Origin of the sequence: Acinetobacter sp. YH12138 (assembly GCF_015218525.1) — a bacterium.
Taxonomy (GTDB): domain Bacteria; phylum Pseudomonadota; class Gammaproteobacteria; order Pseudomonadales; family Moraxellaceae; genus Acinetobacter; species Acinetobacter amyesii.
This window is the reverse complement of record NZ_CP048670.1, coordinates 1,502,030-1,518,695: the sequence shown is the minus strand read 5'-3', so window position 1 is coordinate 1,518,695 and position 16,666 is coordinate 1,502,030. Positions and strand designations below refer to the sequence as shown.

The window sequence follows — 16,666 nt, the reverse complement described above, 5'->3', positions numbered from 1 at the left end:
GAGGCTGAATCCCAAATAAGCCAGAAGTTATACCAATCGTTCTATTTGAAGAAAAATTTGCAATGGCAGTGCTGCCTAAATAAGCAAAACTTTGCAAATGTTCAGATCATTGAGTAAATCATTGTATACTAGCTTTTTCTTCTGAACTCAGAACAAACTGTCGATCTAGACCGTTTATTCATTTAGTGAATTTCGATGAGTACTCTATTACTAATTACCTCCTCACCCGCTTCGATATTGGCTTGGCATGCTTTGGGTCTTGCCCAAGCGCTGAAGCAGAAAGGCGAAAACTTTCGGGTTTTTTTCTATCAAGATGGTGTAAATGTGGCAAATGCCCTGCAATGGGTGCCAGATGATCAACGCAAACTCAGCAGTGAATGGCAAAAACTCGGCATTCGTTTACCTGTTTGCGTAAGTGCAGCGCTCGCACGTGGGATCACAGATCAGGAAAATGCACACCGTCACAATATTCAGCAACATAATCTAGCTGAGCAATTTGAACTTGTGGGCCTAGGCGAACTTGCTGATGCCGTACAAGCTGCTGACCGCTTATTGCAATTCTAAGTATTTTGATTGCCGCGCATTTGTAGCATTGAAAAGGAAAATTACGTGAAATCTGTACTGGTTGTTTTAACCCATGCAAATCTTGCAAGCTTACAAGTACATGAAAGTCTTTCTGCGACCATGGTGCTTGCAACCTTCGGCTGTGACGTTAAAGTGTTGCTCAAAGATGCTGCGCTGAGCCTACTTCAAGCAGAACAAGAGTTTAGTCAGCTCAAGCATGCATTTAAACTCGCATCTAACATGGTTGATAGCTTTGAGTTTTATGATCTCACCCCGATTTATATTGAACAAAAAAATTCACAGCATCCATTTGTGATCAACAGTGAACAAGAACTTGAATTTGTTCAATTCAATACTGAATTAATTCAACAATTTGATCATGTGTTGTATTGGTAAAAGAGGAATGATGATGTCAAATTCTACGCTGTATTTAGTCCAAGCCAGCTATGCCAATACCCTACAGCACATCCAGCAGTTAGCCAGTTTAATCAACCCTGAAGATGCGATCATCTTGATGGGTGAAGCAGTCTTAAATATTGCAGATGAACGAATTCAGCAATTTGGCACATGTTATGTACTTGAAAATGATGCTGAAATTTTAGGTAAAACTATGAATTATAGTCATATGAAAGTGATTGACTATGCCGCTTTTGCTGATCTATGCCTGAGATTTAAAAGATGTATTTCACTCAAATAATTTGAGTAAAAGCGATCCATTACTACTATCTTCTCTTTTGGAATGAATATGAATCTTGAATTAGACCAAGATGGCCATTTGGTGGATTACACTATTTGGAATGAAACTGTTGCCCAAGAATTGGCTAAAAGTTTAGATCTTGAGTTAAGCCCATGGCATTTTGAAGTTTTACAAGCTGTGCGACAGTTTTATCAACAGTTTGGTCACTCGCCGGCAACTCGCCCACTCATTAAATTTTTAATGAAAACGGTGAGCGCTGATATTAATAATGCGGTGTTACAAGACAAATTTAACACCGGTTTGGTCGCTCGACATTTAAGTCGTTTAGCGGGCATCCCTAAACCTGCAAATTGTTTGTGATTTTAAAGCAACCCAAATACCGCTTAGGCTAATTTGGCTAAATAGATGCAAATCAGCATCTTGAAGAAAGCCATAAAACAGCTTAGGCAGGTTTTAATTGATTTAGAGCGATGTAATAGGCTTGGGTAAATATCGGTTTCACCTGTTTGGCTTGGATCGGTTCAGCACAACATGAGCACACTAAAACCGGTTTAAATTTTTGCCCACATGCCTGATGGACATATTCAACAGGTGATCCTAAGCCCTGATCCATATATTGATCGGCCCAATGGGTCATAGCTAAAAGGATTGGATACAAGTCTAAGCCTTTTTGAGTCAGTCGATATTCAAAACGTTCCTGACGCTCGACATAAGCAACTTTGGTTAAAATACCTTCTTCAACCAAACGCTTTAATCGGTCAGATAACACATGACGCGTCACACCGAGATTTTGTTGAAAGTCATCAAAACGTCGAATGCCCATAAATGCATTACGGATAATCAACATGGTCCAACGATCCCCTAGCACTGAAAGTGCACGAGCGATTGAACACGGTTGTTGACCAATATCATCCCATTTCATTTTATGAACCATCAAAAATAACGACCAACACCCAATTTAATTCATGCCTGTTGATTTTGCAAAATCCTTTTCAATAATCTTTGATGTACAAATCATAAATCCACCATTGTTTCAACGTATTCATTTTATCTGCTTGATCTGTAAATGAACTAAAAATGTATTTTGTCTTTATTGTCCTCAATTATTTCTAGCCATGCACGCGTTGCGGGACTCATGGCAACAGTGGTATTCCAGGCCATACTGAGTTTCCAGTCTAGGTTTGGATTTTCTAATTCAGCCATATGGTATTTTGCCGCATCAAGTTGTTCACAATAAATTTTAGGCAGGAGTGCAATCCCGACATTTGAATCTACCATTTTGGCGATGAAGTCCCACTGGCTACTTTTACACACCACATTTGGCTCAAATCCGACGTAATTTGCCGCCTGTATAATGATGTCATTGAGTGTGAAGGTATCGTCATACAATAAAAAAGATTCTTCTTTTAATTCAATCAACGAAACGGTTTTTCGCTTACGCCACTGTGAGTTTTTTTTGGATAATAAACATAAAGGTGACTCCATCACCGGAATACCGCTCAACACCGGTTTCAAGTGACCCAAAATAATCCCGACATCGACCTGTTTTTTTAAAATGGCATTTTCAATACCCGTCGCCCCTACCTCAAAAAAGCTCAGTTCAATATTCGGGTATTTTTTATGAAACAGCGCAATTAACTGACTAAACAACACCGATGCCAATGGTGGTAAACCTAGAGTCAATTTACCTTGTTTTAAGGCACGAACTTGGGTGACTGTATCAAGCATCCGTTGTTGTTCATTCAATATCACCAAAGCATGCTGATAAATCTGCTCTCCCATATAGGTGAGCTGTGCTTCCCTTTTTCGACCTGCTTCTCCTTTATGAAATAAAGGCACTCCGATCTCGTCTTCTAACTGACGAATTAATTTACTAATGGTCGGCTGAGTGACAAAAAGCACTTCTGCAGCATGACTAAAACTCTGTTTTTGTACGATGGTCACAAAGACTTTTAGGCTTTTAATGTCCATTATTATTCCATTTAAGCATAATTAATAATTAATTATTCATAATTATACAGGGTATGCACTTTTAAAATAGCGTCATCTCCTATTCTACTGTCGTCTCATGGATACGTTTCCACAATCTACTTCCAAATTTACCCAGTTTCTCAAAACTTTAGCGCAGCTAAGTTTATTGATATTGATCTGGTGGATTGGCTCTTGCATTCAATCTTGGTTTAACTTGCCGATCTCTGCTGGCGTGATTGGTTTATTGCTGCTATTAGCTGCATTGTTGAGTGGTTTATTTAAAATGCAGTGGGTCAAACAAGGCTCAGATTTTATTTTGGCTGAACTGGTTCTATTCTTTATCCCCTGTGTAGTTGGATTAATTAAATATCAAGATTTATTACTCAGCTCTGGCTGGCAGTTAATTTTAGCCGTGGTACTGGGTACCGTCTGTGTCATGGTGTTTACAGCATTTACGGTTTATTGGGGCTTTAAACTCGAGGCAAAAATTAAAGCGAAACACCAAACTGCGACAGATCATGATGTCAACACAGCAGGAAAAAACTTATGAACGATTTTGGGTTGAACAGCATCTCTGTATTGTTTTTCGTCCTGACCCTAATCGGTTATATTTTGGCGAAAAAGCTACATCGTAAGTTACCGTATATGGTTCTTTCCCCTGCACTATTCGTCCCGTTTGTGCTGATTATACTCATGCTTTGCTTTCATATTTCATATGACACCTATATGCAAGAAAGCCAATGGATTGTATGGATGCTCGGCCCTGCCACTGTGGCTTTTGCTATTCCCATCTATGAATATCGACAAATTATCCGTCAGCATGCGCTGAGCATTAGTTTAGGCATCGTGATTGGCATGTTAGCTGGGATTACTAGTGCTTTTTATTTGGCACAGTTGTTTCAATTTGACCAAGAAACGTCTTATAGCTTAATGGCACGTTCCATTTCTACGCCCTTTGCCATGGAACTTACCTCGAATATTGGAGGTTCAGTAGAATTGGTGATTCTATTTACCATGATTACTGGGATTGCCGGCGTGGCTATGGCTGACCTAGTTTTGGCTGGGCTTAAATTGCATTCACGCTTTGCACAAGGTGCGGCTCTTGGCAATGCTGCACACGGATTTGGTACAAGTAAAGCATTATCACGTCATAAAGAAGAAGGTGTTGCAGCCTGCTTGAGCATGGTACTTGCTGGAGTATTTATGGTATTGCTTGGGCCATCGCTTATTCATTTAGTCATTTATCTATTGGGATAAATAAAAAGCCCAGTGCAGTCTCTGGGCTTTTTAAATGATGATTTAAACTGTTTCATCTGTAAAACTATACAGCTAAATAATGTATTGCTATGACAAACGCTAAAAGACTCGACACTTCTGTGATTTCAATCGCGGCACCAATTGTATCTCCTGTCACACCACCTATACGCTGAATAAATTTCCATCGTAAATACAATAAAGTACAAATAAATGTAAGAATACTGACCACTCCAGTCCAGCTAAAAGACAAACATGCACTTAGGCAGAGTATAAAGACTAGGTATGCCGACTTTCGTGGAATAGTTTCTGCTATCGATGAGCCTAAGCCTTTTTCGCGAACATACTGAGTTGTTAAAAACAAAAATAAAGGGGCTAAACGTCCCAAGACTGGAAATACAATTAATGCCAAATACATTTGCTGTTGTAGCAAAACATAAAGTGCCGACCATTTGAGTAAGCAAATCACGACGAGGCTCAAAACACCGATCGGCCCACATGCAGGGTCTTTCATGATTTTTAGTGTACGCTCGGCATCACCAAAGCCACCGACCCACGCATCTGCCGTATCAGCTAAACCATCTAGATGTAATCCACCTGTGAGCCAAATCCAAACTACCAGCAAAATACTGCTGAGTAAGATAATCGGTAGACTATGCAATGTAAAAGCAAGCAAGGCAAGAATGCAACCGATCAACAATCCCACCGCTGGATAAAACAATAAAGACTGTCCATTTTGCTGTTTCGATGGCATCGCTTTAAGTTGAATCGGAAAAGTCGTGAGAAACTGTAGAGCAATCCAAAAAGGTGTCATTCACTTTGCTCCAAAAGACGAATATTTGCACGATTTTGCACAATGAATGAATTTAATTGTCCCAATTCAGCAGTCATTTTTAATAAATCATCTAAATGACTTTGCTGTGCCATACATTTTAATAATTTAATCACGCCACCATGGGAAACCAATAAAACGCGGTGCCAATGATGCTGTTGAGCCTGCAAGACTAGCTCATCTAGACCGCTTAATATCCGTTGTTGAAATTGCTGAAGACTTTCTGCATTCGGCGGCGTAAATGTGCTTGGACTTTGCCAAAACTGTGCGAGTAACTCTGGGGTGTTTTCATAGATATACTTGGTTGATACCGCTTCCCAGTCGCCAAAATGCATTTCTTGAAACTTCGCATTTTCAAACATTGGACATTTAAGTTGTTGAGACAGTTCCAAAGCAAATAAACGACAGCGCTGTAAGTCAGAAGTGATGATGACATCCCAGCTCGCTAAACCGTGTGTATGTATCACGTTCAATACATCATCTATAGTCTGCTGCATCTGCTGCCAACCTTTTTGCGTCAAAGCATCATCTGTAGAGCCACGTAAGGTATGGCTCAGTTCAGTCTCACCATGACGCAATATATCTAAATGGAAATGTTCCATTTAAACTTTTTCACCAATCACAACAGCTTGTGCAAAAGTTGCCATGTTGTTATGTAAACGACATGCCAAACGAATTAACCCCAATGCCGCACCGGCACCGCTGCCTTCACCTAAACGTAAATTCAACTTTAAGAGTGGATCAGCTTCAAGGGCTTGGAGTAAACGTTGGTGCCCATATTCAGCCGATTGATGACCAAAAAGCATCCACTCACGTACAGCAGGATTTAAACGAACAGCGACCAAGGCCGAAACCGTACTAATAAATCCATCCACGACCATTGCCAGACCCAATTGCGCACAGCGAATGTATGCTCCAACCATTGCGGCAATTTCCAAACCACCTACGGCACATAGGGCTTTAAAGACATCTTGGCCGACATAGTCCTGATGTAAAGCCAAGGCCTGATCAATCACTTGTTTCTTATGTGCCAATTGTTCAGCACGAATACCTGTACCAACACCTGTCAGTTTTTCGGCCGGCTCATTAAATAAAAAACATGCAACAGCAGAGGCCGAACAGGTATTGCCAATGCCCATTTCCCCTGCGACATAAATAGACGCACCTGCAGCGATAGCATCTTCAACACTTTTACGGCCAAGATTCATCGCTTCAATACATTGTGATTCGCTCATCGCAACAGTTTTAGCAAAATTTGCTGTACCCGCTGCAATACAGTAGCGCTCTACCCCTGCATATTCATAAGCTTCGCCTACCGAACCACAGTCAATCACTTGTAGTTTGGCTTGATACTCACGTGCAATGACACTAATACATGCACCACCTGTCGTGAAATTTTGTAGCATTTGGCGTGTGACAGCTTGAGGATAGGCCGAAATATTTTCTTCCATCACACCATGATCACCAGCAAAGATGGTAATCCATGGAAAATCGATATTAGGCTGATCCGTGTTTTGTAATGATGCAAGTTGCACCGCTACATTTTCAAGTTCTGAAAGCGAGCCCGTAGGTTTAGTTAGCTGTAACTGGTGATTTACCGCCTGTTGCTTAGCTTCGATACTCGGATTTTGACAGGGTTCTTGCCACCAGTTCATGCTTTATCTCCTTTTAAGATCATTGGAAAACCTGCAACACAAAACACCACATGGTCAGCAATTTGACCAATTTGTTGATGTAAGCGCCCAGATTCATCGACGAATTTTCGACTGATTTGTCCCATGGGAACAACGCCTAGTCCAGTTTCGTTACTGACTAAAATAATGTCTGACTTTAATGTTGGCAGCACCGTAAGTAATTTTTGGCATTGATGCTGTTGAAAGTCTGCTTGTTCATGCAGCAATACATTACTCATCCACAGCGTTAAACAATCGATAAGAATGGTTTGATGCGCTTGGTCTATTTCAACTAAGCGATCGGCTAAATACAAAGGCTCTTCAATCAGCCCCCAATGTTCAGGTCGGTCCGCTTGATGATGCTGAATTCGCTCCTGCATTTCCTCATCATAGGCTTGTGCTGTAGCCACATAGATGACGGCTTGAGCACTTTCTTTGGCTTTTCGTTCTGCAAGTCGACTTTTGCCTGAACGTGCCCCACCCAAAATGAAATGAATCATGACTGTGCCATCTCTATATTTTGTCTGAACTGATGTTGATAATAAGGACTCAAAGCCCCTTGTAATACTTGAGCCTGATAATGACCAAAAGTCAGTTGCTCGCTTTCAAAATCAAAGCTGTGCTGCTCAATTTGTTGGATTCTTTCAAAAATATCATCGCTATTCCACGCCTGTTTATACAATCCCAATGTGATATGCGGACAATATTCGATTGGCGCAATTTCATTCGAACTTAAATTCAAAGCTTGACGTAGATGCTCTAACTTACGCTCTAAATCCACAATTTCAATAAACAACGCGCTTTGAAAGCTATTGATCTGACCTGTACGTAACCGAATATTAGATAGTGATAACTGTCGAAGTTGTTGTTGATGCAGTGCCAATTCATCTGCTGAGAAATTATCATTCCATCGTTGTTCAGAATGATCGATTAATTGGGTTTTATTTAACTCTTCAAAAAAGCCACAAATAAACACAGTGATATGAAATTGGCGCGTATTCGGTGTGTATAAAAGATCTGAAAACTGCACTCGAAGTGCTGTGAGATATGCCAATAATTCAGGATTCTGTATTTCTAGATACCACAAAGCATAGTGCTGACGACCTTGATGCCAATCGGGATAATCCTGATTGAGCGTCGGTACGACTTGCATTGAGGGTTTTAAAAACACAAATAAATCACTTTAAATTTAATCTGCTTTATTAAAGCATGAATCAAAACAGACTTTGCCCAATTTTGATTTAGTAATATTCATTTAAAGCTGAAATTCCTTCATCTAAAGCTTCTGTGTAAGAAAAAAATGCCGAGTTATGCTCAGCATTTTGATTCAATATATATTGGTCACAGTTAAGCATTATATTTTAGGCAAATTTCGCAGTATCTTTCTGATCTTGCGTTACAGCATGGTTTTTCCAAGATGTAAACTGCTCTGTGGACTGTTCAGCAAATTGCTGCAACTGTACCATTACATTGGCCTCAATCTGTTCGATCCGTTGCAGTTGTTCAAGCTCGTTTGTCTTTTTCAGTTCTGAAAATTGCAACTGGATAAAGTTGATAACCTGATCCATCGAACATTGATTAACACTCACGGCATACATCAAACCATAGACAATCCCTTGTCGTAGATGTGTTGTCTCCAGTCCATATTTCACATTGGTCGCCAACGAGCCCAACACTCGTTCATTAATTGCAAGTTTACGTAAAGGATCTCGTGCCACACGCGCACATGGATCTTTATACGCATGTTCACAAGAGTTTATAAAGCTTTCTGCCAGTCGTGTTAAATCAAAAGCACGATTTGGTAAGCGCAGTGCTAAACCAGCCTTCACCTCGTCAATGAGTTCATGCATAAATTGATCAACACGATGATCTGCAAGTGCCACACCTATGGTTTGATGATTGAACAGTGCAGATTGCCAAGCCAACATGGCATGTACGCCATTCCATAAGCGATTTTTGATTAGCTGAATATCTTCAATATGATCGACCAAAATCATTTGACGCATTTTTTCTAACAAAGGACTGTTATTTTCTACATAGATCGGCATGTCAGATTCTGCGTTAAATAAAATTAAATCCATGCTTTGCAATATATGACTTGGGTGGAAATTTCGGCGCATATCCTCAACATATAAAGTGGCTTGACGTTCCTGATCAGGATTTAATTTCGTCGCATCTTCTAAGTCTAATTGAGCATCCACTTCAACTTCATCTAATTGAAATTGTTTGAAAATATTATATTTTATACGGAGCTGACGATATAAGTTTTGGTCACTTAACTTTGATACCATGCGGTTGACCACGGTATCGCAAAAATAGTGTTGTTGTATGATTTTCTCAGCAACGACCGCCCCTGCAAGCTCAGTTAAAGCCTGTTTTAAATGTGTCATTAATAAATGTTTTGCCCCGACTTTGTTCAAAATGATTAGCATCGTTAGAGGTTCGATGGCTTTCTCATCATGTGCAATATGTCGTGCATACAGGCCTTGTGCAATGGTTTTGGCTTCTTCTGCAATCGCTTTTTCAGGCAAACAGATGGCAACCAAACTCGACTCTGTGTACATCTCTTGCATCTGCTGAATATTTTCAGCATCAATGACTGCCATGTTTTCAATGCGTTCGTCATAAGACAATTGACCATAGCGAATACAGTAGGTACCAAATGCATTGACCGCAGAGCGATATAGAGGGTTACGAGTCGATGCATAAATTTTTTTCGGGCGTGTATAACCATCCCAATGCGACAAAATTTGTGCTAAATAACCACCACCAATCGCCCCAAAACCATGAATACCAACAGTGAGCTGATTAAGGGTTTGTGGAAAAGCCTCTTGCACATGCGGCATCTCTAAATGCGCAGTGAACGGGTCAAGTTCCGTCAAACAGTCATACATACATTCATAATAATATTTGGCTTTGGACAGCATGTTTTGATTGGGCGATTTAATATCTTTAAACAGTACGGTAATACCGCCAGCCTCAAAGGCCGAAGTCACACCATTTTCCGAGTCTTCAAACATCAAACAATCAGCAGGATTTAAATTCAGCTTTGCGGCAGCACGCATGAATATTTCAGGATGTGGCTTACCATTTTCAACTTCATCGCCACAGACTAAGACATCAAAGAACTTATACACATTGGCATTGATGAGATATTCTTCTGCGATTGCACGGCGACTCGATGTTGCCACGGCCATCCTCAGTCCTGACTTGCGTAAGCGTTCTAATACTTGAACCAAGCCTTTTTTGATCGGTACACCAAACTGACGAACATGCTCCAGCTCTAATTCATCTGCGCGTTTGCGAATATCTGCGTATGGAATGTTTTCATCATATTCGGCTTGGGCCAATCGATGCGCGCTTTGTGCACTTAGCCCCAAACAATTCATCAGATATGATTCGGAAAACTCAACACCGGTCAATTCAAGAGATGCCTGTTTCAATGTTTGAAACCGTAAACGTTCAGTATCAAACATTGTTCCATCCATATCAAAAATGGCGCCCAGAACCAAATCATTATTAAATTTAAGCATTTAACCTCCGTTATTTTTTATGTGAAAAGAATAACGGAGAAAACTATTGATTCAGTACTTTGAGAATTAATGAAACAATTGTGATTATTTTTTAATCAAAGTGCTTGCTTTAAACATCTATTTTGTAAGATCAATCACCGATCAAGTAACATCATGTAATCAAAACCATCTATTGTCAGGATAGTCCTATTTTCACACCGACCTATTGAAGTAAGTATACAAGTCTCTGCATATTTCACTCAGTTACTCGCTTTACGGTTTGAGTTTTGGTTTGAAATAAAAAGAATACGATTAAACCAAGCATCACTAAAAATAAAAAATAATACGGAAATTCTTTGTGCCACTGGTATAAACCCGTACTAATCAGTGGCCCGACCACAAAGCTCAAAGCCTGAGTTGCTGTACACCAACTTGCCACTTTGGTCTGTAACGCACTCGGCGCCGTTTGCGCTGCACCCGTTGTAAATGCAGGGATTAAACATGCAACCGATATACCATATAACAGGTAAGTGGCTTGAAATATCCGTAATTCAGTGGTGAAAACCGAAATCAGCAAGGCTGCTGCCATGCTAAACAGCCCAACCCACAGTAAGCGATATACAGACCAATTTAAATACTTAGAAATCAGCATTTGCATAACCACCAAAGCAATACCTACGACGAGAGAACACTCTGCAAAATGCACTGCACCTTCTGCAGCAGTCATATTAAAGCGGTCTTGAATATAAAACCCTGCCGTTAAATTTACAGTCACGATAGCAAGATAGAGACTAAAACCTAACATTAACCATGGATAACATTGCTGAATGCTCAAATCCGTAGATGGTGACTCATGCTTTTCTGTCACTGGCTTTTCAACGCTATGCTGTTCGGTATGTCGATCAAAGCTGAGTACCAAGACCACAGAAATCAACGCTAAAATAATGATTGCAGCCCAAAGCGGCGTCATGATTCCACCGAAGCCCAACAGCAAAGTTGTTAGAAATGGCCCAATGATCACGCCTGCACTATTTAATGCACCGAATTTTGACATCGCTTGTGAACGCTGCTGCTCATTGCTAAAACGGGTCATCACATAAGTTTGCAAGGCAATCTGTGGCATCGCCATAAATACCCCAGTCGCTGCACGTGACAACATCAATAAACTAAACAGCAGCAACATCCCTATATGAACAGTAAGGCCATACATCAACACTGCAGTAAATAGCCCCCATGTCACAGCCATGCCCACAAAACCGATACTCAACAGTTGATAAATCGAAAACTTGGATTGATTTTTTGAAATGTAAATCGCACCGATGGCCATCAGCAGCGCACCGACGGAAACCATCGCACCGCCTTGTAGTTCAGAAAGTTTTAACTCACGAACCAATGGCGCCAACAGCGGCAATATCATCGAGAAACTTGCACCATTGGCAAGACTGGCAGCAATAAACAGTTTATTATTTCGATCCATTATTTTTGTTATCCATTTTTAATGGCTACGTTATAAACAATAGAGGTGACTTAAGCCACCTCTATTTTGTAAGTCACGATACCGTGCTTTAACCCTGATTCAGGATTTAAATTAGTATTTCACCGTATAACTTAAACCGTAGGTACGACCTTGAGCTGCTAGGCTAGAAATTGGGCCATAGACAGTTTCAACCGACTGGCTGTATACCGACTTATAATCCGTATTCCATACGTTGTAGACACCAAAGCCCACATTACCCGATCCTACTTTTGCATTGGCAATCACGTCCATCGTTGCAAAGCCTTTAATTGCCGCTGCTGGAGCAGATCCATATTTCACAGCGTCTTTTTGGGCTTTGTCTGTACCGCCAATCGCTAAAGCTTGAACACGTAGGCTCATGTCATTATCAAATTGCCACTCTGAAAATGCTGTACCTTTTAAAGGTGCTACACGAATGGCATCCAATTCTTGCCAGTCACCTTGGGTATTTTTAAATTGGCCCGTGGTATATGCAACTGTGCCCCCAACCGTCCAATTTGGTTGAACTTCATAACTGGCATTGGCTTCGACACCATAGATACGTTCATCGGTATCAATAACATCAATGGTGTAATTCGGCGCACCAAATTTCAGGCTTTTATCTGAGTCATTATAAAAAGCCGTCACTCCTGCATTTAAACCACCGGCATTTTGTACACGCCAACCGAGCTCATAGTTATTGACTTTAATCGGGTCAATGGTTTGGCTATTAATCACAGAATTTGCTGGCACATCGCGCAGCATACGTTGCACATCGGGCAAGTTTGAACCTTGTGAGAAATTGGCAAACACTTGCTGTACATCTGTTAAGTGATACACCGCGCCAACATTAAACAGCGTTGCATCATGTTTCACTTTGCCGCCATTCAGTGTTTTCGCCACATAACCTGGGGTTAAATCTGCGGTAATGGCTTCCATATAAGGCACAGATGAATCGACATCACTCTCTACCCGCTCATGGCGAATGCCGGCTTGTAAACCAAGACGGTCGGTTAATTCATATTGCGCTTGGGCAAATACGCCAAGTTTTTCTGTTTCAACATCTGGGCCAAAGGCATAATAGTTAAACGGCTGATAACTCAGACCATTACTTTGAATAAATGTAGCACTGTCATACATTTGGATATTTTGTTGATCTTTTTCCTTTTCATAGTCCACACCATAGGTTAGCCCCAGTTCACGACCATTTAAGTTAAGATCTTTTTGTAGTGCAACACGTGCGCCTAAAACATCGATATCGGTTTCTGACTGATACACCAAGAAGAGTTCAGGTGCCATTTGACGTGCAGATGGGAACCACCGTGCTTTTTCATTTCGATAATAGGTTTCAGCATTTAGACGGTGGCCTAAAATATCTTGATTTTCATATTGTGCGTTGACGCTATAACGTTCAGTTTGTGGTTGTTCGGCAAGTTGTAAGCCTTTTACCGCATTTAAAGACAACGGCAGCTTTCCACCCACGGGCTGTGAGCGCAGCGCATTTAAATTTGGACCATAGTCTGGACCATAGTCACTATCTTGCTCATCATTATAATATTGCGCACCGAAACTCAGCGTTTGACCATCGGCAATTTTCCAACTGACACGACCATTTAGATCTAAAGTGTCGGTATCTTGACGGTCTGTTTGCGCAATCTCAGGCCCAATACGATTGCCATGACTATCTTGTATTTCACCACGTTTGGTATAGCTTGCACCTAAAGTTCCGCGTAAATTGCCTTGATTAAAATTCATGGTTTGTGCAGCTTCATAAGCTAGCGCATCAGACTTAAAGTTATTACCAGAAGTGACACCAACTTTTGTTTCAAAACTCAGCGGCTCTGATCCACCTCGTTTGGTGATGATATTGATGATACCGCCTGTCGCACCTGAACCATAAATACTACTTGCACCTGAGACCACTTCAATTCGTTCAATCATCGACGGGCTAATACTTGCCAGTTGTCGAGATCCATCACGATATCCCGTTTGCGGCACACCATCGATCATGTATTGCACCACACGTCCACGCATGGTCATCCCATAGTTAGACGTTGTACCACTTGATGGAGTCAGTGATGGCACCAATAAACCGACAATATCAGCTGTGCTTTTACCTGCATTGGCTTGTTTTTCAATTTCTTCTTTAGGAATGCTGTACACCGTACCCGCAATATCGGCAATGCTTTTCGCAGAACGGGTTGCCGTCACGACAATCGGGGCCATTTGAGTAGCTTCTGCAGTTTGCGTTTCGACCGCAGTATTTTGTGCAGTGTCTGTCGTAACGTCTTGTGCATAAAGCTGAGTGCAAATTGCAAGGCTGAGACACGTCAGTTGCATTGGTAGAGCTAAACGTTTCATATTCTTTTCCATTTCTTAGAGTTCCGGTTGAATCGGAAGTGTTTGAGTTTTTAAATTTTGTGCTTTTAAAACAATACGTTGACTAACTAAGACACTGATTACTGAGCCGATTGCCAATACCAAGTAAAAATGTCCATAGCCTAATGATTTTGCGAGAAAGCCTGAAAATGCACCGCCAATGAAGTAAACGAGCAATTCAAAGCACACTAATATGGTGAAATCGGTACCGGCTTGTTCTTTAGAACTGGTCTGCATGAAATAGGCATAGAGTGATGTCATGGCGATATAACGAATGGCTAGCATCAGCACGACAAACAGACCTAAAAGCAGATGCCATTGATTCAACCACCCCAATACAACGGCTGCCCCAATGACGGCATATAGCAATGTACGTAACCATCCTGCCCAGACCAACAATTGCGTCGCTTTGATTTTTTTCAGCAATACAGCTGCACTAACAGCTGCAATCAGGCCGACACCGGCACCGACCACAGACATCAACACCCCGATCTGAGACAGTGACCATTTTTGATCGATCAACATGGGATTCAGCATTGCCATAGCGGGTGCTTCCACCACGCGATAACAAACAATGAGCAGCAAGGCCCAACGAATCTCAGGTCGTTTAAACGCTTGTCGTAGGCTTGGTTTGGCTTTGGCAAGTTGAGTTTCTGGTTCTTCTTGAATAAAAAACACAGCAAACATGGTTAAAAATGTCAGCAGCGCTAAAGTTGTGAGCGCTGACTGCCAACCCCAATATTGGTAAATCCATAAAGTCGCAGCGCCACCGAGCATACTACCGACGGCCACCCCAATACTTTGTGCCATACTGCCCAGACGGTAATTGCCTTCGGTAAATTTCTCTACGGTATAACCATCAATCGCAATATCTTGCGTTGCCGCAAACGTTGAAATCCATAAACCAACAATGACAAATAAAGTCAGTCCATAAGAAAACTGCGTAAAGGCTAAAACCAATACCCCCAGTACCAATGCGATTTGCGTAAATAATAGCCATGTTTTACGTTTACCGAGTTTTTTGACATAGAGCTGATCGATCCAAGGCGCCCAAAAAAACTTGAATGCCCATGGAATGTAAAGCAGCGATAACATGCCAATCCAACGTAAATCTACCCATTGATGTCGTAAAATAGCAGGCAAAGCCACATTGTAAAAATACAAAGGCAATGCATGTGCTAAGTACAAAATGATCACGACGCTCAAACTTAGGACTGAAATTTGAGATGGTGAAATTGCATGATTTAATTTTCTTGAGTGTTGTTGCATATCCACCTCTGCACTGCCCATTGCAGCGCATCAGACTGTTCTAATGAAACGTAATAAGGCACACGCCACGCTGCATGCAGTGCGGGTGTATTTAAACGTTTGAAGTCATCTGGATCTTGTGCAATACGCACCAGACCCAAACAATATTGAAAAAAGAGATGTTTAAACTTCTTGTACCAAACGGCCTGTATTTGCCGATATTCTTCGGGAAAAGTCGTTCCCTCAGCCGTTTGCATTACCAAAACAAAGGGCTGACTCTTTAAAAAAAAGCGCTCAACTTGAGTCAACCATTGTTCAAACTCTTCCACTGAAACATGCGCTGAAAAGCGCATGTCCAGTATGTGCATGTGGGTGCAGCGATAACTCATGACACCGCCTTAGCTAGTTGCTGATGCTGAAATGCCTTGGAGTCGTTTAAGTAATGACCAAATTTTGCATAAAAAGTTTCTCTAAAGCAGTAATACAACATGGCAGTCTTTTCAGGCATTGGGATTAGGCGCTGCGCTTCATAGCACATGTCTTCAACTACGACGGCATAAGGCTTCACACTATGATCAGGCTCTCCCACAATCTTGGCTGAGGCGGCATTTTCAAAGATATAAAAACTCAATAAACGCATGACGGGACGTAAATAGCCTTTACCAAAAACGGACTTTTCACCAAATAACAAATGCCAACCTAGATCTAGCTCGTCACCGTCGTAGTACAAACCTAATCGATCCCGTTTTCCCTCGTAAATCTCTGTGTAGCCCACATCTTTACCGTTTACCCCTACGATCAAAATTCGGTGATGATCATCTGCCAGCATTTTTTCGTAATACACTTTTAGTTCAGTTTCTGACTTATTGAGTTGCCACTGTGGAATCACATGCGGTTCATGCATCCATTTATGAACCAAAGCCATATCTTCTGGATATTGCATTTGTCGTAAGTAGTATTGCGTCTCATTCTCATAGTATTCATAAAAATCAGGTAGTTGTCGTGATAACGTTGTCATGATCTCGTCCTTTAAATTTATTT

Annotated in this window: 19 protein-coding genes; 6 read left to right on the top strand and 13 right to left on the bottom strand. The window is 41.2% G+C overall.

Going from position 1 to position 16,666, the window contains the following annotated elements:
• Window positions 1-195 precede the first annotated feature (195 nt).
• The 4 genes from tusD to G0029_RS07425 are packed head-to-tail and all read left to right on the top strand — an operon-like array spanning window position 196 to window position 1,621.
• Window positions 196-564, top strand: coding sequence for a sulfurtransferase complex subunit TusD (gene tusD / locus G0029_RS07440; RefSeq protein ID WP_180107152.1), 369 nt, complete (start codon window positions 196-198; stop codon window positions 562-564).
• Between the two features lie 45 nt (window positions 565-609).
• Entirely contained in the window at window positions 610-960 is a 351-nt protein-coding gene (locus tag G0029_RS07435; RefSeq protein WP_078193833.1) for a hypothetical protein, read from the top strand.
• A 13-nt stretch (window positions 961-973) separates the two neighbouring features.
• A complete protein-coding gene (locus G0029_RS07430) occupies window positions 974-1,261 on the top strand; it encodes a DsrH/TusB family sulfur metabolism protein (protein WP_180107155.1) in 288 nt (95 codons plus the stop codon).
• A 48-nt stretch (window positions 1,262-1,309) separates the two neighbouring features.
• Window positions 1,310-1,621, top strand: coding sequence for a TusE/DsrC/DsvC family sulfur relay protein (locus tag G0029_RS07425; RefSeq protein WP_168378648.1), 312 nt, complete (start codon window positions 1,310-1,312; stop codon window positions 1,619-1,621).
• An 82-nt stretch (window positions 1,622-1,703) separates the two neighbouring features.
• Here G0029_RS07425 and G0029_RS07420 read toward each other — a convergent pair whose 3' ends face one another.
• Window positions 1,704-2,183, bottom strand: a complete 480-nt coding sequence (locus G0029_RS07420) for a winged helix-turn-helix transcriptional regulator (RefSeq protein WP_078191046.1) — start codon at window positions 2,181-2,183, stop codon at window positions 1,704-1,706.
• A gap of 149 nt (window positions 2,184-2,332) precedes the next feature.
• Window positions 2,333-3,232 carry a LysR family transcriptional regulator gene (locus G0029_RS07415; RefSeq protein WP_180109873.1) on the bottom strand — a complete coding sequence of 300 codons (900 nt, stop codon included), beginning with the start codon at window positions 3,230-3,232 and terminating at the stop codon, window positions 2,333-2,335.
• Between the two features lie 97 nt (window positions 3,233-3,329).
• Between G0029_RS07415 and G0029_RS07410 the strand changes: the two genes are divergently transcribed.
• A complete protein-coding gene (locus G0029_RS07410; RefSeq protein WP_180109872.1) occupies window positions 3,330-3,782 on the top strand; it encodes a CidA/LrgA family protein in 453 nt (150 codons plus the stop codon).
• The gene (locus tag G0029_RS07405; RefSeq protein ID WP_180109871.1) at window positions 3,779-4,489 is read left to right on the top strand and encodes an LrgB family protein; all 711 of its coding nucleotides are present in this window, start codon (window positions 3,779-3,781) and stop codon (window positions 4,487-4,489) included. Before G0029_RS07410 ends, G0029_RS07405 begins: the two co-directional genes overlap by 4 nt.
• A gap of 64 nt (window positions 4,490-4,553) precedes the next feature.
• On the opposite strand, the gene G0029_RS07400 is transcribed toward G0029_RS07405, so the two are convergent.
• The 11 genes from G0029_RS07400 to G0029_RS07350 form a co-directional block, all read right to left on the bottom strand.
• Complete coding sequence (locus tag G0029_RS07400) at window positions 4,554-5,300, bottom strand: adenosylcobinamide-GDP ribazoletransferase (protein WP_180109870.1); 747 nt, start codon at window positions 5,298-5,300, stop codon at window positions 4,554-4,556.
• On the bottom strand, window positions 5,297-5,920 hold the full coding sequence (locus G0029_RS07395) for a histidine phosphatase family protein (protein WP_180109869.1): 624 nt from the start codon (window positions 5,918-5,920) through the stop codon (window positions 5,297-5,299). Before G0029_RS07395 ends, G0029_RS07400 begins: the two co-directional genes overlap by 4 nt.
• Complete coding sequence (cobT, locus tag G0029_RS07390) at window positions 5,921-6,973, bottom strand: nicotinate-nucleotide--dimethylbenzimidazole phosphoribosyltransferase (RefSeq protein ID WP_180109868.1); 1,053 nt, start codon at window positions 6,971-6,973, stop codon at window positions 5,921-5,923.
• Window positions 6,970-7,491, bottom strand: a complete 522-nt coding sequence (gene cobU / locus G0029_RS07385; RefSeq protein ID WP_180109867.1) for a bifunctional adenosylcobinamide kinase/adenosylcobinamide-phosphate guanylyltransferase — start codon at window positions 7,489-7,491, stop codon at window positions 6,970-6,972. The genes cobT and cobU overlap by 4 nt, the downstream gene beginning before the upstream one ends.
• Window positions 7,488-8,162 carry a 2'-5' RNA ligase family protein gene (locus G0029_RS07380; RefSeq protein WP_227591889.1) on the bottom strand — a complete coding sequence of 225 codons (675 nt, stop codon included), beginning with the start codon at window positions 8,160-8,162 and terminating at the stop codon, window positions 7,488-7,490. Before G0029_RS07380 ends, cobU begins: the two co-directional genes overlap by 4 nt.
• A 190-nt stretch (window positions 8,163-8,352) precedes the next feature.
• Window positions 8,353-10,524, bottom strand: coding sequence for a bifunctional mannitol-1-phosphate dehydrogenase/phosphatase (mtlD, locus tag G0029_RS07375; RefSeq protein ID WP_180107168.1), 2,172 nt, complete (start codon window positions 10,522-10,524; stop codon window positions 8,353-8,355).
• A 235-nt stretch (window positions 10,525-10,759) separates the two neighbouring features.
• Complete coding sequence (locus G0029_RS07370; protein WP_180107170.1) at window positions 10,760-11,980, bottom strand: MFS transporter; 1,221 nt, start codon at window positions 11,978-11,980, stop codon at window positions 10,760-10,762.
• Between the two features lie 111 nt (window positions 11,981-12,091).
• A complete protein-coding gene (locus tag G0029_RS07365) occupies window positions 12,092-14,359 on the bottom strand; it encodes a TonB-dependent receptor (protein WP_180107172.1) in 2,268 nt (755 codons plus the stop codon).
• 15 nt (window positions 14,360-14,374) lie between these two features.
• A complete protein-coding gene (locus tag G0029_RS07360; protein ID WP_227591888.1) occupies window positions 14,375-15,646 on the bottom strand; it encodes an MFS transporter in 1,272 nt (423 codons plus the stop codon).
• A complete protein-coding gene (locus G0029_RS07355; RefSeq protein ID WP_078190999.1) occupies window positions 15,622-16,014 on the bottom strand; it encodes a hypothetical protein in 393 nt (130 codons plus the stop codon). Before G0029_RS07355 ends, G0029_RS07360 begins: the two co-directional genes overlap by 25 nt.
• Entirely contained in the window at window positions 16,011-16,643 is a 633-nt protein-coding gene (locus G0029_RS07350; RefSeq protein ID WP_111884324.1) for a GNAT family N-acetyltransferase, read from the bottom strand. The genes G0029_RS07355 and G0029_RS07350 overlap by 4 nt, the downstream gene beginning before the upstream one ends.
• Window positions 16,644-16,666 lie beyond the last annotated feature (23 nt).

Bases quoted from the DNA above. Each gene is read 5' to 3' on its own strand.
- G0029_RS07370 (WP_180107170.1), bottom strand. From the start codon at position 11,980: ATGGATCGAAATAATAAACTGTTTATTGCTGCCAGTCTTGCCAATGGT.
- cobU (WP_180109867.1), bottom strand. From the start codon at position 7,491: ATGATTCATTTCATTTTGGGTGGGGCACGTTCAGGCAAAAGTCGACTT.
- G0029_RS07360 (WP_227591888.1), bottom strand. From the start codon at position 15,646: ATGCAACAACACTCAAGAAAATTAAATCATGCAATTTCACCATCTCAA.
- G0029_RS07350 (WP_111884324.1), bottom strand. From the start codon at position 16,643: ATGACAACGTTATCACGACAACTACCTGATTTTTATGAATACTATGAG.
- G0029_RS07400 (WP_180109870.1), bottom strand. From the start codon at position 5,300: ATGACACCTTTTTGGATTGCTCTACAGTTTCTCACGACTTTTCCGATT.
- cobT (WP_180109868.1), bottom strand. From the start codon at position 6,973: ATGAACTGGTGGCAAGAACCCTGTCAAAATCCGAGTATCGAAGCTAAG.
- G0029_RS07410 (WP_180109872.1), top strand. From the start codon at position 3,330: ATGGATACGTTTCCACAATCTACTTCCAAATTTACCCAGTTTCTCAAA.
- mtlD (WP_180107168.1), bottom strand. From the start codon at position 10,524: ATGCTTAAATTTAATAATGATTTGGTTCTGGGCGCCATTTTTGATATG.
- G0029_RS07420 (WP_078191046.1), bottom strand. From the start codon at position 2,183: ATGAAATGGGATGATATTGGTCAACAACCGTGTTCAATCGCTCGTGCA.
- G0029_RS07395 (WP_180109869.1), bottom strand. From the start codon at position 5,920: ATGGAACATTTCCATTTAGATATATTGCGTCATGGTGAGACTGAACTG.
- G0029_RS07430 (WP_180107155.1), top strand. From the start codon at position 974: ATGTCAAATTCTACGCTGTATTTAGTCCAAGCCAGCTATGCCAATACC.
- G0029_RS07415 (WP_180109873.1), bottom strand. From the start codon at position 3,232: ATGGACATTAAAAGCCTAAAAGTCTTTGTGACCATCGTACAAAAACAG.
- tusD (WP_180107152.1), top strand. From the start codon at position 196: ATGAGTACTCTATTACTAATTACCTCCTCACCCGCTTCGATATTGGCT.
- G0029_RS07355 (WP_078190999.1), bottom strand. From the start codon at position 16,014: ATGAGTTATCGCTGCACCCACATGCACATACTGGACATGCGCTTTTCA.
- G0029_RS07365 (WP_180107172.1), bottom strand. From the start codon at position 14,359: ATGAAACGTTTAGCTCTACCAATGCAACTGACGTGTCTCAGCCTTGCA.
- G0029_RS07405 (WP_180109871.1), top strand. From the start codon at position 3,779: ATGAACGATTTTGGGTTGAACAGCATCTCTGTATTGTTTTTCGTCCTG.
- G0029_RS07425 (WP_168378648.1), top strand. From the start codon at position 1,310: ATGAATCTTGAATTAGACCAAGATGGCCATTTGGTGGATTACACTATT.